This is a genomic window from Flavobacterium solisilvae (assembly GCF_012911605.1).
GTDB lineage: Bacteria > Bacteroidota > Bacteroidia > Flavobacteriales > Flavobacteriaceae > Flavobacterium > Flavobacterium solisilvae.
Genome location: NZ_JAAMPT010000209.1, coordinates 286307 through 310784, shown reverse-complemented (window position 1 = coordinate 310784; position 24478 = coordinate 286307). Strand labels below are relative to the sequence as shown.

Genomic DNA, 24478 nt, shown 5'->3' with positions numbered 1-24478 from the left:
CTGTTTTTTTAACCCTGATGGAAGTGGAAATCCTTTTTTATTGTTTTAGAAAAAATACCTCGACTGCGCTAGGCATGACAAAACAATAAAAAAGATTGTAACGAACAGCAGGAATATGGTTTAAAAAATGCTATGGATTGGTTTCTACTTCTTTTTGTTCTTCTCGTTCTCTTTCTCGTTTAAGTTTATTGATGGATGCATTCAAATCAAAGCCTAAAAGCAGTATCATGCAGTTGATCCAAACGTAAAACATGACGACTAAAAGTGTTCCAATCGAACCGTAAAGTTCGTTGTATTTTGAGAATTTTACAACCCAAATTCCGAAAAAATAGGACGATAAAATGATTAAAATTGTGGTAAAAACGGAACCAATGGAAATAAAGGCACGGTTTTTTTCGCGTTTTACACCAAACTTGAAAAGCAACGATGTTGAGAATAAAATCATTAAAATTACGAAAATGTATCGACCGGTTTCAAGCAGTGAAATTTTGTCGGAAAGTACATCTTGAATGATGGTTTTTTGAATGATAACTTCCAGAATTACAATGGCTGCAACGGTAATGATCAAAATTAATGATAGCAATAATGACAATGCTAATGACACAAAATATTGGCGGAAAAACTTTCTTTTGAGTGAAAAATCAATGTGATGAGAATTTTCAAATCCGCCAAGAATGGCATTTACTCCATTGGTCATCAAGATGATAGCCATGAAAAAACCAGTAGAAATTAATCCTGTATTACTATTGTTTAAAATATCGCTAATGATGGAATAAATCGCATCATAAGTTGTTGGCGGAACATTTTGCTGCACAAAACTGAGAAAATCTTCCTGAAAACCTTCAATTGGAATATAAGGAATTAGGTTGAAAATGAACAGCATAAACGGAAATAACGCCATAAAAAAACTCCACGCAATGGCTGCGGCACGATAGGAAATTGCGCCTTCGATGATACCGATGAAATAAATATCGAGTAAATCATACAGCGAAAGCCCGTACAGCCAAGGTAATTTTATTTTTTGCAACAGAATGATAACCTGCTTAATTACAGGAAGTTTCATCAATTTATTTTCGATTGGCGATGACATTTTAAATGGCTTTTAAACTCAAATCCATGTTGTAAACCGAATGTGTCAACGCACCAGAAGAAATGTAATCAACGCCACATTCTGCATATTGGCGAATGGTTTTTTCGTTGATATTTCCGGAACTTTCTGTTAAACATTTATCACCAATTAATGCAACGGCTGTTCGCGTATCTTCGAAATTAAAATTATCAATCAAAATTCGATAAACGCCTTTGTTTTCAAGGATTTCTTTGATTTCGTCTAAGTTTCTGGCTTCTACGATAATTTTTAAATCGAGATTGTTTTCGGCTAAAAAAGCTTTGGTTTTATTGATTGCATGTGTAATTCCTCCAGCAAAATCGTTGTGATTATCTTTTAGCATAATCATATCATACAACGCAAAACGATGGTTTTCGCCACCACCAATTTTCACTGCCCATTTTTCGCAAGCACGAAATCCTGGCGTTGTTTTTCGAGTATCGAGAATTTTAGTTTTTGTTCCTTGGAGAAGTTGAGCAAAATGATTGGTTTTTGTAGCAATTGCCGACATTCTTTGCATGGAATTCAATACTAAACGTTCTGCTCTCAAAATAGATTGTGAACTTCCTGAAACGTGAAAAACTACGTCGCCATATTTTACTTTTTCGCCATCATTGATAAAGGTTTCCACGACAAGATTAGCATCGACTTCGGCAAAAATCATTTTGGCAAAGTCAACTCCAGCAATAATTCCTTCATCTTTTACGAGAAGTTTTGCTTTTCCTTTGGCATCAGCAGGAATGCAAGCCAAAGAACTAAAATCGCCTGGACCAATATCTTCGCGAATTCCGTTTCTTATAATTAATTCAAGTTCATGTTGAAATTGTGCTTCTGAAATCATTTTATTGTAATTGAATGGCTAAAATAATACAATAAAATCTGATTTAAAAAGAAAGTGAATGTTTTGAGATTTATTTTTTTAGAACGAAATAAAAGTTGGAACCTTTGTTGAGTTCGCTTATAAAATCAATCGTTCCGTTATGCTCGTTAATTATCTTTTTAGAAATCGCTAATCCCAAACCTGTACTGTGTTCACCAGCAGTAGGCTGCGTTGTTGTTCGTTGAAAATAATTAAATAATTTATGATGTTCTTCTTTAGGAATTCCTTTACCACTATCAATAATTTCTGTTTTTAGATTTTCATTTTCATCTAACGAAACTTTAATAGCAATTTCTGAGTTTTTATTTGAAAACTTAATAGCATTTGAAAGTAAATTAGACGTAACTTCTGTCATATAATTTTCGTCAAAATCAATAAAAAACTCTTCTAAATTGGTTTCCAAATTCAATTGAATATTTTTCTTTTTGGCAATAATTTGATGATAAAAAACTTGCCTTTTAATGAACGGAATATAATCCTGTTTATGAATTTTAAGGTCTATTGTTCCTGACTCTATTTTGGAAACATCAAGAACATTTTTAAGAATATGTAATGAATTTGTACTCAATTCCTTGATATAACCTACTATTTCTTTAGCTTCATCATCCATATTGTTTGAAAAATCAGAAATTAGTAAGTCTGAAAAAGATGAAATTGTACCAATAGGATTTTTTATATCATGAGACGCAATTCCAATAAATCGATTTTTTTCTTCGTTTAGCCGATTCAATTGTTTGTTTAACTCTTCTAACTTGAATAAACGTTCGTTCAACAAACGAAGCAATACACCAAAAGACAAGAAAATAAAAAATCGAACTAATGCATTCCAAACTGGTATTACATCATTAGTATATTCTCTAGAAAAATATTCTGAAACAAACCATACAATCGCAGCAATTATGGTATTGATTACGATTAACGTTTTATTGGAATTTCTATGAAGCGACAGAAAAAAAACGGGGATCAAATAAAAAAATAGTAATGATATTTCTGAACCGGTAAAATAATCGATTAAACCAACTGTAGCTAGAAATAAAAAGGAAATGGCTAGTATTGTTATTTTACTGAAATTGTTATTCAATAATTTCATTCTTTTGATTTTTTTGCCGAAAATAAAATAATTTCTTTCAAAAAAAAATTTTTTAATTTTTTATTATTAAGTCTAAAAATTGAAAAAAATCTTTTTTAATACTATTTTTGCACCACAACACAACAACTATGTACAAACTAATTATTCGTCCGATACTTTTTTGGTTTGATCCCGAAAAAGTACATTACTTTACATTTTCGACAATTCGATTTTTTTCTAAAATTCCATTTTTTTCAAGCATTTGTGCTTCTTTATATGAAGTAAAAGATAAACAGTTGGAAAGAGAAGTTTTTGGCTTAAAATTTAAAAATCCTGTAGGTTTGGCTGCTGGTTTTGACAAAGATGCCAAGCTTTATAAAGAACTTTCTAATTTTGGATTTGGCTTTATAGAAATTGGAACTTTAACACCAAAACCACAAGAAGGAAATCCTAAAAAACGTTTGTTTCGATTAAAAAACAATAATGCAATCATCAACCGAATGGGTTTTAATAATGGTGGTGTTCACGGAGCTGTTGAACGTTTGAAAAAAAATAAAAACGTTTTAATTGGCGGAAATATTGGTAAAAATAAAATCACTCCAAACGACGAAGCAGTAAATGATTATCTGATTTGTTTTGATGCTTTGCTTGATTATGTTGATTATTTTGTAGTCAATGTAAGTTCTCCAAACACACCAAATCTTCGCGAATTACAAGACAAAAAACCGTTGACAGATTTATTAACAAAACTCGAAACTCGAAACTCGGAACACGCAACCAAAAAACCAATTCTGTTAAAAATCGCTCCCGATTTGACTGACGAACAACTTTTGGATATTATTGACATTGTCAACGAAACCAAAATTGCTGGCGTTATTGCTACGAATACTACTATTTCGAGAGAAAATTTAAAGACTGAAAACAATCCTGAAGTTATGGCTGAAATTGGCGGATTATCAGGAAAACCATTGACAAAACGTTCTACCGAAGTGATACGTTTTCTTTCAGAAAAAAGCAATAAAGCGTTTCCAATTATTGGTGTTGGCGGAATTCATTCGGCCGATGATGCCATTGAAAAATTAGAAGCTGGAGCGAGTTTGGTGCAACTTTACACTGGATTTATTTATGAAGGACCAAAATTGGTGAAGGAGATAAATCAAGCGATTTTAAAAAGAAAATCCTAAACTTATTTGCACCAAAAGTCCAATTAATAGCGCAACGCCAAAACTTAGTAACGTTCCAATTAAAACATATTCGGTTAGTTTTCGGTCTTTGGCTTCTTTCAAATCGCCAAAACGAAAAATAGATTTTGCTGCCAATAAAAATCCAATAGCTTCAAAATGACCTGTTAGAATAAAACAAAACACAAAAAGACGTTCCAAAATCCCAATATAATTTCCAGCATTTTGAAGCGAATTGTCTTTGGTTTTATTTTCGGGTGTCCAAATTGAAATGATGTTTTTAATAATTATTGATGTTGGTTTTGTCAGCAAAACAATTCCTGTAAGTACAATCCAAAATTGGCTACTAAAACTCTCAAACTCTATTTTTGTATCCGTATAAACCAATGTAACTAGAAGAATTACAATTAAATGCAAAATTTGGTCAACTGAAAACCAAGTTCGTTTTGTTTTCTTCGTTTGAAAATATAACTTTAAAAAATCGATGCCACCATGGAGAAATGCTAGCAAAACAGCAAATCCAAAAAATGCTTTTTCTCCAACTAAAATCCAAGCAATCGCACCATGAAGAAAAGTATGCAAATACAAATACAGACTTTTTTGTTTATTCTTTTCTTTATCTTCAACCCATGAAGTTGGTTGCAATAAAAAATCGCCTATTAAATGTGCCAAAAGAAGTTTTACAAAAATAATCATACTTCAAGTGATTTAACTTTTTTTCTAAAATAACGTTCCACTTGTAGCATCAATTCAAACTGTGAACGCTTTTGTCTTCGGCTAACAGCAGCTTGGTTTATACCGAGTTTTAAACCAATTTCTTCCTGAGAAAGTGTTGGGTTTTTAATTGCAACCAACACAAATTCAGCCGATTGTTGCAACCAACTATCCATAAACGACATACTTAATTGCAACATCAAATTGAATTCTTCATCAAAATCGGGATTTCCAGAATTAACAGCCAAGTTAATTTTTTGCTTTTTTAAGGTTTCAAATAATTCTCCCGAACGAATAAAAGCACTTCCATTACTTTCAGTTATTTTTTTTGTTTTATACGTTTTATCACCAAAACCCAAACTCATTCTAACATCTAAATTGATCGATTTAAAAAAAGCTTTTATCTGAAACGCAATCAAAAAAGCATCTTCTGGATTTTTAATTTCCAACTGAAATTCATCGCCACGATAGATTTCCCAATCGTTTGGAGACTTTCCAAAACTATTGAGTAATTGCTTAAAATCATTCATCCATTTCTTAGAAGAAAGCTTTCTTGAGTTGATTATATCGGCTGTAAGTATCACAATCATAGTTCAAATATAGAAAAATATTTTAAAAAATCATAAATTATTACGGAAAAGCGTAATATTTTTAATTATTACGGAAAAGCGTAATATTTTTAATTATTACGGAAAAGCGTAATATTTATAAAATCATCATCATAAAAAACGATTTCGTAAAAAGATAATTCTTTAGTATATTTGGCATCCAATGAAAAAAGTCAAAATCATAGAATGTCCGCGCGATGCCATGCAAGGTATCAAAACGTTTATTCCTACCGAAACCAAAGTGCAATACATTCAGTCATTGCTTCGCGTTGGTTTTGATACGATAGATTTTGGCAGTTTTGTTTCGCCCAAAGCCATTCCACAAATGGTTGACACCGCAGAAGTTTTAGCACAATTGGATTTATCTAAAACCGAAAGCAAACTACTAGCTATTATTGCCAATACTAAAGGTGCAGAAATGGCTTCGGTTCACAAGCAAATTCAATATTTAGGATTTCCTTTTTCTATTTCCGAGAATTTTCAAATGCGAAATACACATAAAACCATTGCGGAAAGTTTAGTGACTTTACAAGAGATTTTAGATATTGCAAATGCAACAAATAAAGAAGTTGTTGCTTACTTATCAATGGGTTTTGGTAATCCGTATGGCGATCCATGGAATGTAGAAATTGTTGGTGAATGGACGGAAAAATTGGCGAAAATGGGCGTAAAAATACTTTCACTTTCTGATACCATTGGAAGTTCAACTCCTGAAGTTATTGACTATTTATTCTCCAATTTAATTCCAAAATATCCTGAAATTGAATTTGGCGCACATCTTCACACAACACCTGACAAATGGCACGAAAAAGTAGATGCCGCTTTTAAAGCAGGTTGTACTCGATTTGACGGTGCAATTCAAGGTTTTGGTGGTTGTCCAATGGCAAAAGACGATTTAACTGGAAACATGCCAACCGAGAAACTTCTCTCCTATTTCACGGCTCAAAAAGCTGAAACCAATTTAAGTGCTATGAGTTTTGAAAGCGCTTACAACGAAGCTTCAAAATTATTTGGAAAATACCATTAATTTGGATTTTACATTTCGATTTTTGTATATTAGTCCCGAAACCACAAATTTTATATAGATTTGCCCCAATCTTTAAACAAATTACTACTGCTTTTGTTGCACTTATTTTTATTTCAAAATAACGTGTACGCAAATTCTTACTCGAAAGATTCTGTTGATTATTATATCAACGAAGCTAAAATATATTCTTATACAGATTTTAAAAGAGCAGAAAATTGCCTTAATAAAGCTGCCAAAATTGCTGATCAACTCAAAGATAAAAATCTAATTGCCGAAGTTATTTTCAATAGAGCAGCGAACCATTACATAATCGGTTCTTATGATGTTGCTTTGAAAAACTTTTTAGAAGCTTCAGAATTATTCGAATCTAAAAACAATCAGCTAGGAATTGCCAAATGTCTCATGGGCAAAGGCATTATCCTTCAAGGTATTGGTCGCGATAAAGAAGCAATTGAAAATTTCACCAAATCAATTGCTATTTGCAGAAAAATAAAGAATGATAAATTTACCACTAAAAATTTACTCAATCTAGGCGTTTCTTATATCAACTTAAAAAACTACAATGAAGCCTACAAAAAGTTTTCCGAATCATTAAAAATCAGTAAAAAGAAAGCACAAATCGATGATTACCATATGGGATTGAACAAATTAGGCCAAGTTCACTTCTTTAAAAAAAATCTTGATTCGGCATTGTATTATTATAAAAAAGTTATTGACGATAGTGACAAGCCTAATTTATGGGAAGTTTCATTTGCTGTTTCAGGAATAGCTGAAACATATTTGGAAAAAGGTAATTATCCTGAAGCTATAAACTATGGTTTAAACGGTTATCAATCTGCCGTGAAAGTTCAGGCAAAATGGGATATTGCTCGTGCTGCTGAAATTCTTTCTAGAGTATATCGTCAACAAAACGACTTTAAAAATGCCTATAATTATTTAAAAATAAATAAAAAATACAACGACTCTTTATATGCAGAATCGAAAATAAAGGAGATTAATATTCTTCAACTAGAAGCCAAAGAAGCTGAAAATCAAAAACTATCAGCAAAAGCTGAAATTGCACAACAAAAACTAAATAATACTCGAATTTTCGTTGGATTTATTTTCTTTTTACTGATTTCGTTGTTGATATTCATTTATCAATATTCAAAATATACAACCCAAAAAGAAAAACTTTACAAGCAAATTGATGCAAAAAACAAAGAAATCGAAAGTCAGCAATCGATGATTATTTCTCAAAATTCGGCTTTGGAAGAGTTAAATCAAACGAAAAACAAACTTTTTTCTGTTTTGTCACACGATCTAAAATCACCCATGAATTCGCTGCTTCAAGTCATTGAATTAAATAAAGACGAAGATTTAACCAAAGAAGAACAAGCTGTTATTTATGAACATTTACACAAACAAGTTGAAGGAACTTCGTTAATGCTAAACAACATATTATCATGGGCAAGTTCTCAAATTGATGGTGCCAAAGTAAAACTTGAAAAAGTAGAAATAAACCAAATCATAGACGAAACGGTAAATTCGCTATATCGTGATGCTTTTAAAAAGAAAATTTCATTTCTACACGATAAAAAAGATATTCATTTTGTCAATGCCGATATTGGTCAAACTCGAATTATTTTGCAAAACATTTTAGCAAATGCTTTAAAATATGCGCCTTTAAACAGTAAAATCGAGATATTTTATTCCGAAGAAGACAAATATCAAAATGTTCATATCAGAGATTTTGGCGATGGAATTAACCAAAGTAAAATTCAAGAAATCATTAGTTTTGATAAACGACTTTCCTCCGAAAAAGGAACTTCTATGGAAGAAGGAACTGGTTTAGGATTATTATTAGTGAAACAATTTTTATTGAACAATAAAGGGAAACTTGACATTAAAAGTACTGAAGGAAAAATGACCGAATTTGTTATTTCATTTTTAAAACATCATTCATAAATAATTCAGGTATTTTCATTATATTTGCACGCAATTTAACTACAACTACAAATTGCAATGCATACACACAACTCAAAAATCATCAGTGAAGGTTTAACCTATGATGATGTTCTTTTGGTTCCTAATTTTTCAGACGTTTTACCAAGAGAAGTTTCCATTCAATCTAAATTTTCAAAAAACATTACCTTAAACGTTCCTATTGTTTCAGCAGCAATGGATACCGTTACCGAAAGTTCTATGGCAATTGCGATGGCGCAAGAAGGCGGAATTGGTGTTTTACACAAAAACATGACCATTGAACAACAAGCTGCTAAAGTTCGTAAAGTAAAACGCGCCGAAAGCGGAATGATTATCGATCCAGTAACTTTACCACTAACAGCTTTGGTTGCTGATGCAAAAAATGCTATGAAAGAGTTTGGTATCGGTGGAATTCCAATTGTTGACGAAAACAAAACTTTAAAAGGAATCGTTACTAATCGTGATTTACGTTTTGAGAAAAATAATTCAAGACCAATCGTTGAAGTAATGACAAGCCAAAATTTGGTTACAGTTGCCGAAGGAACATCGTTGGAACAAGCCGAAGTTGTTTTACAAGGACATAAAATCGAAAAACTTCCTGTTATTAATTCTGAAAATAAATTGGTTGGACTAATCACTTTCAGAGATATTACAAAACATACTCAAAAACCAATTGCCAATAAAGATTCTTTTGGTCGTTTACGTGTTGCGGCAGCCATTGGCGTAACAGGCGATTCGCTACAAAGAGCGGAAGCTTTAGTAAATGCTGGAGTTGATGCCATTATTATCGATACTGCTCACGGACACACGAAAGGTGTTGTTTCGGTTTTAAAAGAAGTGAAAAATAAATTTCCACAAATTGATATTGTCGTTGGAAACATTGCAACTCCCGAAGCAGCTTTGTATTTGGTAGAAAATGGTGCCGATGGCGTAAAAGTTGGAATTGGTCCAGGTTCTATTTGTACTACAAGAGTTGTTGCTGGAGTTGGATTTCCTCAATTTTCGGCAGTTTTAGAAGTTTCAGCGGCTTTGAAAGGCACAGGAATTCCTGTAATTGCTGATGGTGGAATTCGTTATACTGGTGACATTCCAAAAGCAATTGCTGCCGGAGCAAGTTCGGTTATGCTAGGTTCATTATTAGCTGGAACAAAAGAATCGCCTGGAGAAACCATCATTTTTGAAGGAAGAAAATTCAAATCATATCGCGGAATGGGTTCGGTTGAAGCGATGCAAGAAGGTTCAAAAGACCGTTATTTTCAAGATGTTGAAGATGATATTAAAAAATTAGTTCCCGAAGGAATCGTTGGTCGTGTTCCATACAAAGGCGAATTAAACGAAAGTATGCAACAATTCATTGGCGGACTTCGTGCCGGAATGGGTTATTGTGGCGCAAAAGATATTCCAACATTGCAAGAAAATGGACGTTTCGTTAGAATTACTTCAAGCGGAATTACAGAAAGTCATCCGCATAATGTAACGATTACTAAAGAAGCACCGAATTATTCGAGATAAATTTTTGAACCACAAAGTTCACTAAAAATGCACAAAGCTCACAAGTTTTTAATCACTTCGTGAGCTTTGTGTTTTTTTTATTCGTGTTTTTATGGTTAAATTTTTATCATTTCATTTTTATACCTTCAAAAATTCTGAAATCTTTTTCTTTTCACCTGCAATCCAAAGAATATCGCTGTCTTCCAAAACTATATGCGATTCAGGATTTAAAATACGTTTTCCGTTGCGCTCAATGCCAACGATAATTCCGTGGGTTTTCTCTCGAATTTGCGACTCGCGAATACTTTTACCAATACAAATTCTATTCTTCAGTTCCACTTTTTGAAGTATAATGTCGGCTTGTTCCGTTAGTTCGGGAACATCAATTTCATTTTTATCCAAAAATATTTTGAATTGTTTTACTTGATCATCCGTTCCAATTACGCTAATTTCATCGCCAGGAAATAATCGCTCAGATCGTACTGGAATATTTATCAAAACATCACCACGACGAATAGATGTAATATTAATTCCAAACTGTTCTCTGATTTTGAGTTCTTCTAATGTTTTTCCTGCCAAGTTTGATTCTTTAGCAATAGAAAAATCAGTCATGTGTCCATCCCAAGGCGACAAAGTATTTTGACGTTTATTTTCTTTCTTTTTCTCTCTATCATTAAAATTATCAATAAAATGACTTTCTATTTTGTAATAAATTGAATTTAGTTTTTTTGGAAAAACAACATAAGCAGTGATAGCAAGTAGAAAAGCAATTAAAGCAACACCTGATGAAAAGAACGTATTCAGAACAAAACCTACATAGAATAAAGCAAGTGCAATTCTAAAAAGTACCAACATAATTATTGGACCTTGATGTTTTTTCTCTTCAAGCAAGATTGCTACTTCGTTTACAGCAACTCTTCGCAAGGATAATGCCCATAAAAATGGCGAAAGAAGAACTATTGTAATCAAAGCTGTTATCGCATTTCCAAATCTTGAACCTTGAACCAACGGCAAAATAAAATTAAAAGACAATAAAATGATAGCAACTATAATTATGGAATGAATAATTACTTGAGTTAAATAACTTCTAATTACTATTTGCCAATTACTTAATGATTTAATTTCTTCTGTGTTTGAACTATACAATTGAATTCTTTTCACCCATTTTCTTGGCAACTTTTTCTCTACAAAACCCGAAAAAGGTTCCGCAAATTTAACCATAAAAGGCGTTGTAAATGTTGTTACTGCCGAAACCGCTACAACAATTGGATATAAAAAATCACTCGTTACTTTTAATGTTGTTCCAAGTGTGGCAATGATAAACGAGAATTCACCTATTTGTGATAAACTCATTCCGGTTTGAATAGATTGTTTCAACGGTTGACCAGATAATAACGAACCTACTGTTGAGCTTAATGATTGACCAAAAATAACTACTAATGTTAAGATTGCTACTGGAATTGCATATTCAACCAACGTATCAGGATTGATTAACATTCCAACCGACACAAAGAAAACTGCTCCAAATAAATCTTTTACTGGTTTAACCAAATGCTCAATGTGTTCTGCTTGAGTAGTTTCAGCTATAATTGAACCCATGATAAATGCACCTAATGCTGGCGAAAATCCAACTCCAGCTGCAAAAATTACCATCAATAAACAAAGTGCTAAAGAGATGATTAGCAGCATTTCATCGGTTAGTAAATGTTTTGCTTTTTTTAGAAGCGTTGGAATAAAAAAGATACCCACAACAAACCAAATTGTTAGAAAAAACAACAATTTCAAAACTGAAAAAACTAACTCCATTCCTGAAAATTGCTGACTAACGGCAATAGTAGAAAGCAAAACCATCATCAAAATGGCAATAATATCTTGAACAATCAATGAACCAATTACGTTTCCGGCAAATTTTTGGGATTTTACGCCAAGTTCATCAAAGGTTTTTAGAATAATCGTTGTTGATGAAATGGATAAAATTACACCTAAAAAGATGCTATTCATTTTATTCCAACCCATTAATTGACCTACAAAAAAGCCAATCGTAACCATTGAAATTATCTGAGTAAAAGCAGTAATAGAAGCTGTTCCACCAACTTTCATCAGCTTTTTAAAACTGAATTCTAAACCTAAACTAAACAAGAGAAATATCACTCCTATTTCTGCCCAAACTTCTACACTGTGAATGTCTCTTATTGTTGGAAAAAAGTCAAATTGATTTCCTGCTAAAAATCCAGCAACAAGATAACCCAAAACCAAAGGTTGTTTTAAAACTCTAAAAAGTAAAACAGCAATAGCTGCTGTAACTAGAATTAGTCCTAAATCACTAATTAAATCTGGTAAATGAACTGAAGTTGCTGTAGATGCTAAAAACATAGGCGTTTAATTTATTTTTTTACAAAATAGCAAAAAATCTGCTTTTTTCAAAATGAAACAAGCAGATTTAAAAAAATTATAACAATTTACAGAGCTAAATTCCCAAATAATTACTTGGTGAAATTTGTTTTAATTCTGCTTTTAATACATCAGAAACATCCAAAGTATCAATAAAATCATGTATCGATTGTTTGTTAATTACTGTGTTCGTTCGGGTTAATCCTTTCAATGCTTCATAAGGATTTGGATAACCTTCGCGACGAAGAATGGTTTGTATTGCTTCAGCCACAACTGCCCAATTTTTTTCTAAATCTTCGGCAAATTTTGCTTCATTCAACAATAATTTATTCAAACCTTTCAATGTTGCTTCAAATCCAATAATCGTATGACCAATTGGAACTCCAACATTTCTTAAAACCGTACTATCAGTCAAATCGCGTTGCAATCTTGAAATGGGTAGTTTAGCCGAAAGATGTTCGAAAATAGCATTGGCAATTCCAAGATTTCCTTCGGAGTTTTCAAAATCAATTGGATTTACTTTATGTGGCATTGCCGATGAACCAATTTCTCCAGCTTTGATTTTTTGTTTGAAATAATCCATCGAAACATACGTCCAAATATCTCTATCTAAATCGATGATGATGGTATTTATTCTTTTCAAAGCATCAAAAAAGGCAGCAAAATGATCGTAATGTTCTATTTGTGTCGTTGGGAAAGAATGTTGTAATCCTAAAGTTCCTTCCACAAAATCGGTTCCAAATTTTTTCCAATCTACATTTGGATACGCCACATGATGCGCGTTGAAATTTCCTGTTGCACCACCAAATTTTGCTGCAAATGGAACATTAAATAACAAACGCATTTGTTCTTCCAAACGTTCTACAAAAACCAAAATCTCTTTACCTAAACGTGTTGGCGAAGCTGGTTGACCATGTGTTCGTGCCAACATTGGAATGTCCTTCCATTCCACACTTAGTTCTTTCAATTTAGCAATTACACTGATTAAACCTGGCAAATACACTTTTTCAAATGCATCTTTAGTCGAAAGCGGAATGGCAGTATTGTTAATATCTTGAGACGTTAATCCAAAATGGATAAACTCTTTGAATTGCGAAAGTCCAAGTGTTTCAAATTTTTCTTTAATGAAATATTCAACAGCTTTTACATCATGGTTTGTTGTTTTTTCGGTTTCTTTAATCCAAAGTGCATCTTCGGTTGAGAAATTTTTGTAAATATTTCTCAAAGCTTCAAAAACAGATGAATTCACATTTTGTAATTGAGGTAAATCATTTTCACAAAGTGAAATAAAATACTCAACCTCAATTAAAACTCTATATTTAATTAAAGCTTCTTCTGAGAAAAATTCGGCTAAAGGTTTGGTAGCTTTTCGATAGCGACCATCAATTGGCGAAATGGCATTTAAAGTAGTTAGTGACATTTGTTGTGTTGTTGTTTAAAGGTGCAAAAATAGTGATTAGTAATTAAGAATATAGAAAATAGAACATAGAAAATAGATAAAAATAAACTAAAAATTTACATTCTAATTTCTATGCTTTATACTCATTTAGTAATTTCTGTCTCAAAAATGGAACACCATCAGTTGCATTCATCGGAATAATTTCTAATGGATTTTGTAAATCATAAATGGTTGCTGGTTTAGGATCAATGTAAAAAACAGGAACATTTGACTTGGCATAATGCAATAATCCTGCGGCAGGATAAACTTGCAAAGATGTTCCAATAACCGCGAGAAAATCGGCGGTTTGGGTAATTTCAATGGCTTCGTCTAATGCTGGAACGGCTTCGCCAAACCAGACAATATGTGGTCGCAATTGGTTTCCGTTTGTATCAACATCGCCTAAATTCAAATCGGTTTTCCAATCTAAAACATAGCTTTCATTTTTTGTACTTCTTACTTTAAATAATTCACCATGAAGATGCAAAACATTTGAACTTCCGGCTTGTTCATGAAGATTATCTACGTTTTGAGTAATAATATGAACGTCAAAATCAGCTTCTAATTCGGCTAAAGTGAAATGTCCAAGATTTGGTTTTACTTGATGCAATTGTCTTCTTCGCTGATTGTAAAAGTCGAGTACTAATTCTTTGTTTTTACGCCAACCTTCGGGCGAAGCAACTTCCATTACATCGTATCCTTCCCAAAGTCCATCAGCATCGCGAAAGGTTTTTATGCCACTTTCAGCAGAAATTCCGGCACCAGTTAAAACGACTAATTTCTTTTTCATATCCTTCGTTATTTTGCTAAAAATAAAAAAACTCTCAAAAATATGAGAGTTTATTATTGTTTAATTTTTAAAAAATTATCCGTTTATCCAACCTACAATTTCATTATCGGTTGGTAAAACTCTTGGTGATAAGACTTTAACCAATTCTCCTTGTTCATTGATTAAATATTTTTGGAAGTTCCACTCTACTTCACTGTCTTGTAAACCGTTTTTACTTTTCTCTGTCAAAAATTTATACAACTCGTGTTTATCATTTCCTTTTACTGATATTTTTCCCATCATTGGAAAAGTTACACCATAGTTTTTTTGACAAAATGTTGCAATTTGTTCGTTTGAACCTGGTTCTTGTGCTCCAAAATTATTAGCTGGAAAACCTACGATAACAAAATTTTTGTCTTTGTATTTTCCATAAATAGCTTCTAAATCTTTGTATTGTGGTGTTAATCCACATTCTGAAGCAGTGTTGACAATCAATATTTTCTTTCCTTTTAATGAGGCAAAATCAAATTCATTGCCATACAAATCAGTTACTTTAAACTGATAAATCGTTTGTTTTTCCATTGTAGTTGTTTTGTTATCTTTTTTTTGTGCTGTATTTTCTTGATTTTGTGCCTGATTTTGACAACTCAACATCAGCAGCGAAATCAATAAAAATGAAGATAGCTTTTTCATAGAATATTTTTTTATAAAATTAAGAAATAGAAACCACACTATATGTTATACAAATGATAAAGTTATGCCAATCTTTGTAAAAAGAGAAACCCAATGAATTGGGAAACATTGGGTTTCAAAACATAACAAAAACTATCCTAACCTTTCGTTTTTGTTATCAGTAAAAACAAAAAACCTAATCACTACATTCATATACGGAGAAATTATAGATTTGGATTTTTTAGAAAAAAATTAAAAAATAGCTTTAAAGAATTGATTTACTGATTTGTTTTAATAATTTTACCTATCACACAAATTATAGCTATGACACAAGAAGAACTTTTACCCTTAGTCTTGAAGAAAGACGACAGAGCTTTTACGTTGCTCTATGACATGTATTCCAAGAGTTTATTTTCCGTTATTTCAAATTTAATTAGCGATCGCGAAGAAGCCGAAGACGTACTTCAAGAAAGTTTTGTTAAGATTTGGAAAAACATCGAAACCTATAATGATTCCAAAGGAAGACTTTACACTTGGATGTTGAACATTACCCGAAATACTGCTATTGATAAATTGCGTTCCAAAGGTTTTAACAACAAACAAAAAAACCTTTCTTCGGATAATTTCGTACATCTATTGGACGACAGTAACAAAGCCATCAACCGAATTGATACTATCGGAATTCAAGAGTTTATTAAGAAATTAAAGCCAAAATGTATTCAATTGTTAGATTTATTATTTTTTAAAGGATTTACACAACAAGAAGCTTCAGACGAACTTGAAATTCCATTGGGAACAGTAAAAACACAAAACCGAAACTGTATTAATGATTTAAGAACGTATCTTCAAGTATAATGGAAGCAAAAGAATTTATAGAATCAGGAATTTTAGAACTTTATGTATATGGTTTATTAAATGAAACCGAAATTGCAGAAGTTCAACAAATGGCAAAACAACATCCTGAAATTAACAAAGAAATTATTGCCATTGAAAAAGCAATTCTCAATTTATCGAGTAGCTTTTCGCCGTTTATTTCGCACAGTCAATTTGAAAAAATCAAAGCACAACTGGAAATTAAACATACTGCTAAGGTAATTGATATGAAGCCAAGAAATAACCGTATGCAATATATTGGTTGGGCTGCATCGATTGCATTATTGATTGGAATTGGTTATCAGTATTTTGAATTGGAAAAAACCAATAATCAAGTTGTAACGATTGAACAAGAGAAAAATAAATTACAGGAAACCGTTGTTGATTTAGAATTAAAAAACAAAACTACTAATGATGTTTTAGCTATCGTAAGAGATGAAAACAACAAAGTAATTCCGCTTGGCGGACAAACGGTTGCTCCAACAGCTAAAGCTAAAATTTATTGGAACAAAAAAACTGACGAAGTTTATGTTGATGCTAGCGGTTTGCCTGAACCACCAGAAGGAAAAGTTTATCAAATTTGGTCGCTTAAATTACAGCCAACTTTAACGCCAACAAGCATTGGTTTATTGGCCGATTTCAAAGCAAACGACACCAAAATATTTGCAGTTGATAAAACATCTGGTGCAGAAGCTTTTGGTATAACGCTTGAACCAGCTGGCGGAAGTGCAACACCAACGATGGAACAACTTTATACATTAGGAAAAGTATAATTTTAGAAAAACTTAGTACAATAAAAAAAGGTTCAACGCAATGTTGAACCTTTTTATTTTTTATGAAATTACTATCGTTTATAATATTTTCTGAATTTTGGATAAGTAACTATTCCAACTAAGGAAATTGTTCCTAAAGTATAATAAATCCAACTTAGTGATTTTGCTTCGCCACTTGCATAAGAATGTAATCCTACTAAGTGGAAGTTTACTCCATAATACGTGAATAATATCGATACAAAAGCAAACATTGCCATCAAATTGAAAAACCATTTACTACGCATTCCTGGAACAAATCGAGCGTGAATGACAAAAGCATAAACCATGATGCTGATCAAAGCCCAAGTTTCTTTTGGATCCCAACCCCAATATCTTCCCCAACTTTCGTTTGCCCATTGTCCGCCAAGGAAATTACCGATGGTCAACATTACTAAACCTACGGTTAACGCCATTTCATTAAGATAAGTTAACTCTTTTATGTTTAACTCCATTCTCTTTTTGTTGCTTTCATTGGTAAAAAACATCAATAAAAGCGACACAAAACCAAGAATAAACCCGAGTGCAAACGGACCATAACTTGCCACAATTACTGCAACGTGAATCATCAACCAATACGAATTCAATACCGGTTGTAAGTTCGCAATTTCAGGATCAATCCAGTTGGCATAAGCAGCCGTTAATATCATTGCGGTTACAAATGCTGATGAAGCAACTGTTAATTTTGATTTTCTATCAAATGCCAATCCGAAGAACATCGTTGACCAAGCTACATAAATAATACTTTCATAAGCATTACTCCACGGCGCATGACCAGAAATATACCAACGAGCAATTAAACCTAATGTATGTACTACAAAAAGTAACCCGATGATAACATGTAATACATTAATGGAAATCGTTAAAAATTTTCTTTCTTTGAAAATTTGAAGAATAACAAGCACAAACATCAATCCTGCAATACTGATATACCAATAAGGTAATTTCTGGAATACATTCAGTTTGTTATACAAAATCTCTGCGTCAATTTTTTTGTTGGTTGGTCTAACTTCGCTTCCGTATTTCATTTGGAATTTTTCTAAACCATCAAGCATTGTGTTTGCCAATGCATAATCTTTGGTCTTGATACCTTTTGCCAAAGCTTCCAGATAAAATGGAAATGCGGTTTTAATTGTGTCCAAAGCCGTTCCAGTAGCATGACTAAGTTCTAGATTTGAAACCCATTTGTTATTTTTATCATTTGGTGTTGGATAAATTCTAAGTATGCTTCCAAATAAAGCCGAATTCAAAAGATTTATCTTTTTATCGGTTTCTACGAAATCTTTTTCAAACTTATTAGGATTTGGCGTTTTATAAGCAGCATCTAAATAAGGTGATAATTTATAATTTCCTTCATCGTCAAAAAATTTCTTAAACGGAATTAACTCTTGTCCTTTTTCAACACCTAAAATTTTTCGGATACTGTCGTTACTACTTTTTACATAAACCAATGGAACTTCTATCCAAGCAAAAGGAAATTGTTTCATCGATATGAATACTTGGTCCGAATTCATTCCTTCATACGTATCATTATGGCTAACTTTTCGCAATAATTCCGATGAAAAAGTGTTGATAGGTTTCATTCTTCCGCCATCATCTTGAATGATTAATCGACCAAAACGAGAAGCTTGAATTTCGGGAACTTGATATTTTTTAATTGAATCAAGATAATTCATATTGGTTTTTGCCTGATGCGAATGATTTTCTTTTTGTTGCGCAAAACCAAGTGTTGAGAATAAAACCAAAATCGTTAGTAGTTTTGTTTTTTTCTTTTTCACGGTTTCCAATTTTCTTTTCAACTCCGCAAAACGAGTATTTTTTGCAAATAAAATCAACATTAAGCAAATGTATAAAAGTGTGTAACCAACATAAGTAATCATTGTTCCCCAAAAATCGTGACTTACTGAAAGTACTGTTCCTTTTTCGTCTGGATCAAAATTAGCTTGGAAAAAACGATACCCTTTATGGTCAAGAATATTGTTCATATAAATTCTAGCATCAAATTTTTCGGTAGAATCAATTACGGTTGCTTTACTTTCAAAAGAAGAATAACTTTTCTCGGTTCCAGGATATTTTTCGGCTATAAAATCATTCAATTTCAAACTAAACGGCAATGTATATACTTTACTTCCAAAGAAAAATGTAAATTCAAGTTCGCCAATTTTTACCATTACCGGTTCGCCAGTTTTTCCTTTAGAACCAACAAGTGTAACTTCTTTTTGCTCTTTACCCGAGGTAACTAATATCGTTAACGCATCATCATGAGCTTTGGCTTTAAAATCACCACTTGATTTGAATACTTTTTTACCTTTTACAGCCATTTCTGGAATAACAAATTGGCTTCCGCTAACGTTGTACAACGAACGATACATCAAAGCTTGCACCGAGTCTTTCACAACTTTTCCTTGCAATTTATCTGCCATTCGCATGAAAGTTCCATCGAATGGAGTTGAAATCGTATTGTTTTTTGTGTCAATATTAATTGCACCTTGCGTAGGTTTATTCAAAGCAAAAAGCACATTGTGAATATTTTGCACTTCGCCTTCTTTCAGCATGTGTTCGTGACGCGTTCCATCGCCCGATTCTACTAATTTCAAATACAATTCACCATCAGCGCTTGGTTCGATAGTTTCTTTAGCATCCAATTCGAAGTTTTTGTATTCGATAGAAAAAGGAATATCGGCAAACTTTTCGTTGATAGAAAAATGATTATTGGTTACTGGCGAAAGCAAAAGCGATTTCTCAAACGTTCGTCTTTTTAATTGACCTTTATAATCGCCATCAACAAGAACGGTTAAGAAATTTTTATCCGAATACATTTGGTTAGCTGTTTCGCCTTCACGAATTGGCATCATACCTTCATAACTGATGTAACGCGTAACAAATGCGCCAACGATGATGAAGATAAAAGACAAATGCAGCAAAAGTGTTACCCATTTTTCTTTTTTGTATAACTGATAACGTTTAATGTTTCCAAAAAAATTGATAACAAAAAACAACATTATAGCTTCAAACCACCAAGCGTTGTATATCCAAATTCGAGCGGTATCAGTATTGTATTTACTTTCTATAAAGGTTCCGAAAATCATGGCTACGGCAAAGCTGATAAAGAGAAAAGCCATTAAACGAGTAGAGAAAAGAATGGCTAGTAATTTTTTTTCCATAACTGGACAATTTGGTTTTTGATAAAGTGGTACAAAAGTAATTTAAAAAACTCAAATTCTAACAGATGTTTATGTGTTTTAAGTAATGTTTAACTTGTTGCGTTTTTGGATTTTTTAACGGTAGATTTATGCAAAAAATCACGAAGTTTTTTGGGAAGAAATTTATTTAATTTTTTAATGATTTATTTTATATTTTTACAATTGTAACAACTCATAAACGTTTGTAATTATTTATTATTATTTACAAATGGAACATTTGTATATCTGTAAGTTAGCAACAAGTTTAAAAAAAACAGAAACGATGAAAATAGAAGCGATTCCTAATATTGGTATTATAATCAATGGAAAAGAATTCAATTGGGGGAATGACAGAAATTTTCTTAGAGAAAGTTTGAATAACTTACATAAAGAAGACGATAATATTTTTGAAATGTCTGATTTTTTTGATGGAGATACTAGTTACGATATCATACAAAAAAGAGATATTTATGAAAATATAAACAGTAAAGAAAATTATTTCTTTCTAAACTATGATGAAGATGAAAAATTAGAATCCGTAGAAATTCACAACGGAATAAATATTTCAATAAATAACATTGATTTGATTTTTGAAAAAGACATCAATGAATATTTAAAATTATTCAAATCTATAGGAGAAGACTATGTTGAAATTGAAGAAGGAAATTTTTTATTCCAAAATCTAAAAATAACTATAGCAAATTCTGAATCAATGGGTGGCGACGGAAATAGATTATCATATTTTTACTCATCAAAAAGTATAGAGCATTTACTTGAAGAATAAAACCAATTGCTAACACTCGTTTGGCGCAATTGCGAATTTTGTAGTAAATACAAGTTTAGATTTCACAAGAAATTTTTAACTTTAATAGAAAATAATCAGTTCCGAAGTTAGCAACCTCGCGAAGCCACGGAACGTCAGGCTGAACAGTTATCCAAAACCAATTACATGAAATCAAAACTTTTCTATATTCTAATTTGTTTTATATTATTTTCCTGCGAAAAGATTAATCAATCAAACAAATCTAAAATTATAAAAGTCAAGGAAAAAAAATGCAACGCCAACTGTTGACATCGAGAGTTATAATTTAATTCTCAATTCTGTTGAGGATCGAAAAACTGATGCACAAGAGATTTTACGGATAAAACGTAAATGGCCACAAATTATGCAATCTCCAACATTTGCAGGTTTTGATACTATACTGTCAAAAGATGTCACTTTTGGTAACAACTTCTCCGTTTCAATCAACACCGATAGCGCAGCAGAAGCTGACAAACTTTTCGTTGGACTTTCAGCAGGTGGAAACGTAATCACGCCTATGGAAAAAACATTTTGGGGTGCTTATTTTTTGAATGTTTACCGATAAATTTGGCATCAACTGGATGATTAATTTTGATGAAATGCCAAAACACTAAATCATTTTTCACGAATTTCTAGAAAACTCCGTCTTTGTGATGGAGTTTTTTTTGTGGAAATTTTTGGAATTATTTTTTATATTTGAGAGAGCAAATAAAAAAATGATCCCAACACCAGAACATAACGAACGCATTGCCAAAATGACTTTTGCATCGGTTTATCCGCATTATGTAACCAAAGTCGAGAAAAAAAACCGTACCAAAGAAGAACTGCACGAAGTGATTACTTGGCTAACTGGTTTTGATGAAGTAACCATTCAAAAACTAATTGATGAAAAAGTAACTTTTGAAACCTTTTTCCAAAAAGTAACCCTCAATCCAAACGCAGATTTAATTACTGGCGTGATTTGTGGTTATCGTATTGAAGAAATTGAAAATGAGTTAACCAAGCAAGTTCGTTATTTAGACAAACTGGTTGATGAATTGGCAAAAGGCAAAAAAATGGAGAAAATTTTACGCAGTTAATCAAAAAACTAAACTATGCTAACATCAATTCACCCAAAGTTACCCATGCGTAACAAAGCGAAAACCAAAGATTTCTACCTAAATCAATTGGGTTTTGTTGATATTAGCGCAGCAGATTATGACGGTTATTTGATACTAAAAAAAGACAATGTTGAAATTCATTTTTTTGAATTCGCAACTTTAAATCCTAATGAAAATTACGGTCAAGTTTACATCCGAACCAATACGATTGACAATCTTTACCAAACGTTATTAGACAACAAAACCCGAATTCATCCTAATGGTTTGTTGGAACTAAAACCTTGGGGACAAAAAGAATTTTCCATCCTCGATCCTGATAAAAATTTGTTGACTTTTGGGGAAAGTATACTATGATGATATAATGATAAACTATATTAAAGGGTAAAAAAAAACATTAACTATTGTGTTAATGTTTTTTTTACTTTTCTAGTTATTTGTAAAGTTAACTTTTACATTTTCTTCGTCGCCATCATCATCATAATCAGCTCGAACTGTTAATTGTAATTCTGTATCACTTAACTTTGTTACTTTACCGCTGTAATTCTCACCATCAATCGCTACAGCAACAGTATTCCCATCTAAAACCCAACTTCCAGTTGAAGAACCTGTTTCTAATGGACTACAATCATTTACATAAAATTCAATATAACTACCATTTGGTAAAAACTCAACATAATCTTTGGCACATGGTAAATGGTCATAAGCTTCTGTTTCTCCATTTGCTTGATAACTCTTGTAATACCACTTTTTAGTTAATTTATCCTCTGTAACTTTTACAGAATCATCTGAGGAACAAGACGACAACATTGCCATTGAAGCTAATGTAAATAGTAATATTTTTTTCATTAAAATAAAATTTTGATTAGATTGCTAAAATAAAAAAAATATTACATTATACAAATTCTAACGAATATTTAATTGAAAATCTTAACCAAAAGTTCTTTATACAAATCAGCTTCGGGTAAATTGGCCGCGCCAACACCTTTGCTTTTTCCGTCAATATTACGTAACGTACTCACAATTCCGCTTACTTTTTTCATCGGATAATTTTTGGATGCTGTCACATAATCGGCTACAAAATAAGGATTTACACCAAGTTCTTTCGCAACATTTCCTTGTGATTTATCTTTTAATCCGTGGAATTTCAACAAACTCGAAAAAAAGCTAAACAGTTGCGCTATGACAACAACCATCGGGTTTTCTTTACTATTTTGGGCAAAATAATTTACGATTTGATAGGCACGAAATTGGTCTTTGTCGCCTAAAGCTTTACGCAATTCAAAAACATTATAATCTTTGCTGATACCAATATTTACTTCAATATGCGATGGCGTGATTGTACTTCCTTTGGGCAGAATAATTTCGAGTTTTGTCAATTCATTCGCAATTCGGCTTAAATCATTTCCAAGATATTCCACCAACATCAGCATTGCTTTAGGTTCAATACCATAACCTCGACCTTGCAAAACACGTTTCACCCATTCGCCTACTTTGTATTCTTTCAACTTTTGGCTTTCAAATAAAACACCCGTTTTATCAATCGATTTTACCCATTTTTTTCGTTTATCAACCGTTTTATATTTGTAGGCAATAACCAAAACCGTTGTTGGTTGTGGGTTTTCTATATAACTTTCTAATTTATCGATAGTTCTTGCCAATTCCTGAGCTTCTTTTACAATAACAACCTGTCTGTCAGCCATCATTGGGTAACGTTTTGCATTGGAAACAATTTCATCCACCGAAGTATCGCGACCATAAATCACCATTTGATTGAAACCTTTTTCGTCTTCCAACAAAACATTATCCTCAATATATTCGGTAAGTTTATCAATATAATAAGGTTCTTCTCCCATCAAAAAATAGATAGGTTTAATATTTCCGGCTTTTATATCGTTGATGATTTTTACAACTTCATCCATTCTATGGAATTTTGATTTTTTAAATTACATTTGCTCTATGCAAAAACTAAATTTTCCTGCTTATACGTTTCGGTTCAAAAATAGTGAAAATAAAGTCGCTATTTTTGATGTTATCAGGAAAAAATTTATCATTCTTACTCCCGAAGAATGGGTTCGACAACATACAGTTCAATTTCTTTTGGAGGAAAAAAAATACCCGAAATCTCATATCAATGTCGAAAAACTCATCAAAGTAAATGATACCAGTAAACGATATGATATAGCCGTTTTTAAACCTAATGGCGAATTGTTTTTGCTCATAGAATGTAAAGCACCAGAAGTTTCTATTTCTCAAGATACTTTTGACCAAATTGCTCGCTATAATCTGAAATTGAAAGCCGAATATTTAATGGTAACCAATGGGTTAAATCATTATTTTTGCCAAATGGATTTTGAAAACGAAAAGTATGTTTTCTTGAAAGAATTACCCAATTTTTAAAC

22 protein-coding genes and 1 pseudogene are annotated in these 24478 nt (G+C 32.1%); 11 read left to right on the top strand and 12 right to left on the bottom strand.

Annotation, left to right across the window (positions count from 1 at the left end; genetic code table 11):
* Positions 1–130: 130 nt before the first annotated feature.
* The 3 genes from G6042_RS13745 to G6042_RS13735 form a co-directional block, all read right to left on the bottom strand.
* Positions 131–1090 (bottom strand): YihY/virulence factor BrkB family protein, encoded by a 960-nt coding sequence (locus G6042_RS13745; RefSeq protein WP_169525012.1) that lies wholly within the window; start codon positions 1088–1090, stop codon positions 131–133.
* 1 nt (position 1091) lies between these two features.
* Positions 1092–1949: a carboxylating nicotinate-nucleotide diphosphorylase gene (gene nadC / locus G6042_RS13740; protein WP_169525011.1), complete on the bottom strand. Its 858-nt coding sequence runs from the start codon at positions 1947–1949 to the stop codon at positions 1092–1094.
* A gap of 70 nt (positions 1950–2019) precedes the next feature.
* Positions 2020–3078 carry a sensor histidine kinase gene (locus G6042_RS13735; protein WP_169525010.1) on the bottom strand — a complete coding sequence of 353 codons (1059 nt, stop codon included), beginning with the start codon at positions 3076–3078 and terminating at the stop codon, positions 2020–2022.
* 128 nt (positions 3079–3206) lie between these two features.
* Between G6042_RS13735 and G6042_RS13730 the strand changes: the two genes are divergently transcribed.
* Positions 3207–4241: a quinone-dependent dihydroorotate dehydrogenase gene (locus G6042_RS13730; protein ID WP_169525009.1), complete on the top strand. Its 1035-nt coding sequence runs from the start codon at positions 3207–3209 to the stop codon at positions 4239–4241.
* Here the strand turns inward: G6042_RS13730 and G6042_RS13725 are convergent.
* Positions 4224–4934, bottom strand: coding sequence for a DUF3307 domain-containing protein (locus G6042_RS13725; protein ID WP_169525008.1), 711 nt, complete (start codon positions 4932–4934; stop codon positions 4224–4226). The two genes, G6042_RS13730 and G6042_RS13725, sit on opposite strands and share 18 nt — an antisense overlap.
* Positions 4931–5542 (bottom strand): SatD family protein, encoded by a 612-nt coding sequence (locus tag G6042_RS13720; RefSeq protein ID WP_169525007.1) that lies wholly within the window; start codon positions 5540–5542, stop codon positions 4931–4933. Before G6042_RS13720 ends, G6042_RS13725 begins: the two co-directional genes overlap by 4 nt.
* Positions 5543–5723: 181 nt before the next feature.
* Here G6042_RS13720 and G6042_RS13715 point away from each other — a divergent pair, with 181 nt between their 5' ends.
* The 3 genes from G6042_RS13715 to guaB all read left to right on the top strand — a co-directional run bounded on the left by G6042_RS13715 (position 5724) and on the right by guaB (position 10064).
* The gene (locus G6042_RS13715; RefSeq protein ID WP_169525006.1) at positions 5724–6587 is read left to right on the top strand and encodes a hydroxymethylglutaryl-CoA lyase; all 864 of its coding nucleotides are present in this window, start codon (positions 5724–5726) and stop codon (positions 6585–6587) included.
* A 123-nt stretch (positions 6588–6710) separates the two neighbouring features.
* Positions 6711–8534: a tetratricopeptide repeat protein gene (locus tag G6042_RS13710; RefSeq protein WP_169525005.1), complete on the top strand. Its 1824-nt coding sequence runs from the start codon at positions 6711–6713 to the stop codon at positions 8532–8534.
* A gap of 57 nt (positions 8535–8591) precedes the next feature.
* Complete coding sequence (guaB, locus tag G6042_RS13705) at positions 8592–10064, top strand: IMP dehydrogenase (protein WP_169525004.1); 1473 nt, start codon at positions 8592–8594, stop codon at positions 10062–10064.
* A gap of 117 nt (positions 10065–10181) precedes the next feature.
* Here guaB and G6042_RS13700 read toward each other — a convergent pair whose 3' ends face one another.
* The 4 genes from G6042_RS13700 to G6042_RS13685 form a co-directional block, all read right to left on the bottom strand.
* On the bottom strand, positions 10182–12416 hold the full coding sequence (locus tag G6042_RS13700; RefSeq protein WP_169525003.1) for a cation:proton antiporter domain-containing protein: 2235 nt from the start codon (positions 12414–12416) through the stop codon (positions 10182–10184).
* A gap of 94 nt (positions 12417–12510) precedes the next feature.
* Positions 12511–13854, bottom strand: a complete 1344-nt coding sequence (gene purB, locus G6042_RS13695) for an adenylosuccinate lyase (protein WP_169525002.1) — start codon at positions 13852–13854, stop codon at positions 12511–12513.
* Between the two features lie 109 nt (positions 13855–13963).
* Positions 13964–14662, bottom strand: a complete 699-nt coding sequence (locus G6042_RS13690) for an SIR2 family NAD-dependent protein deacylase (RefSeq protein ID WP_169525001.1) — start codon at positions 14660–14662, stop codon at positions 13964–13966.
* A gap of 75 nt (positions 14663–14737) precedes the next feature.
* Positions 14738–15334 carry a glutathione peroxidase gene (locus G6042_RS13685; RefSeq protein WP_169525000.1) on the bottom strand — a complete coding sequence of 199 codons (597 nt, stop codon included), beginning with the start codon at positions 15332–15334 and terminating at the stop codon, positions 14738–14740.
* A 303-nt stretch (positions 15335–15637) separates the two neighbouring features.
* Between G6042_RS13685 and G6042_RS13680 the strand changes: the two genes are divergently transcribed.
* Both G6042_RS13680 and G6042_RS13675 read left to right on the top strand, forming a co-directional pair.
* The gene (locus tag G6042_RS13680; RefSeq protein ID WP_169524999.1) at positions 15638–16168 is read left to right on the top strand and encodes an RNA polymerase sigma factor; all 531 of its coding nucleotides are present in this window, start codon (positions 15638–15640) and stop codon (positions 16166–16168) included.
* Positions 16168–16959 (top strand): anti-sigma factor, encoded by a 792-nt coding sequence (locus G6042_RS13675; RefSeq protein WP_169524998.1) that lies wholly within the window; start codon positions 16168–16170, stop codon positions 16957–16959. The genes G6042_RS13680 and G6042_RS13675 overlap by 1 nt, the downstream gene beginning before the upstream one ends.
* Before the next feature lie 71 nt (positions 16960–17030).
* Here G6042_RS13675 and ccsB read toward each other — a convergent pair whose 3' ends face one another.
* Positions 17031–20159 (bottom strand): c-type cytochrome biogenesis protein CcsB, encoded by a 3129-nt coding sequence (ccsB, locus tag G6042_RS13670; RefSeq protein ID WP_169524997.1) that lies wholly within the window; start codon positions 20157–20159, stop codon positions 17031–17033.
* A gap of 301 nt (positions 20160–20460) precedes the next feature.
* Between ccsB and G6042_RS13665 the strand changes: the two genes are divergently transcribed.
* The 4 genes and pseudogenes from G6042_RS13665 (at position 20461) to G6042_RS13650 (ending at position 22433) form a co-directional block, all read left to right on the top strand.
* Positions 20461–20961: a hypothetical protein gene (locus G6042_RS13665; RefSeq protein ID WP_169524996.1), complete on the top strand. Its 501-nt coding sequence runs from the start codon at positions 20461–20463 to the stop codon at positions 20959–20961.
* A gap of 439 nt (positions 20962–21400) precedes the next feature.
* Positions 21401–21593: pseudogene (locus tag G6042_RS13660) on the top strand (VOC family protein); the annotation flags it as partial.
* Between the two features lie 102 nt (positions 21594–21695).
* Entirely contained in the window at positions 21696–22058 is a 363-nt protein-coding gene (locus G6042_RS13655; RefSeq protein ID WP_169524995.1) for a DUF2200 domain-containing protein, read from the top strand.
* 15 nt (positions 22059–22073) lie between these two features.
* Positions 22074–22433: a bleomycin resistance protein gene (locus G6042_RS13650; RefSeq protein WP_169524994.1), complete on the top strand. Its 360-nt coding sequence runs from the start codon at positions 22074–22076 to the stop codon at positions 22431–22433.
* A 72-nt stretch (positions 22434–22505) separates the two neighbouring features.
* On the opposite strand, the gene G6042_RS13645 is transcribed toward G6042_RS13650, so the two are convergent.
* Both G6042_RS13645 and holA read right to left on the bottom strand, forming a co-directional pair.
* Positions 22506–22925, bottom strand: coding sequence for a lipocalin family protein (locus G6042_RS13645; protein ID WP_169524993.1), 420 nt, complete (start codon positions 22923–22925; stop codon positions 22506–22508).
* A gap of 68 nt (positions 22926–22993) precedes the next feature.
* Positions 22994–23998 carry a DNA polymerase III subunit delta gene (gene holA / locus G6042_RS13640; protein ID WP_169524992.1) on the bottom strand — a complete coding sequence of 335 codons (1005 nt, stop codon included), beginning with the start codon at positions 23996–23998 and terminating at the stop codon, positions 22994–22996.
* A gap of 37 nt (positions 23999–24035) precedes the next feature.
* Between holA and G6042_RS13635 the strand changes: the two genes are divergently transcribed.
* Entirely contained in the window at positions 24036–24476 is a 441-nt protein-coding gene (locus tag G6042_RS13635) for a type I restriction enzyme HsdR N-terminal domain-containing protein (RefSeq protein WP_169524991.1), read from the top strand.
* Positions 24477–24478 lie beyond the last annotated feature (2 nt).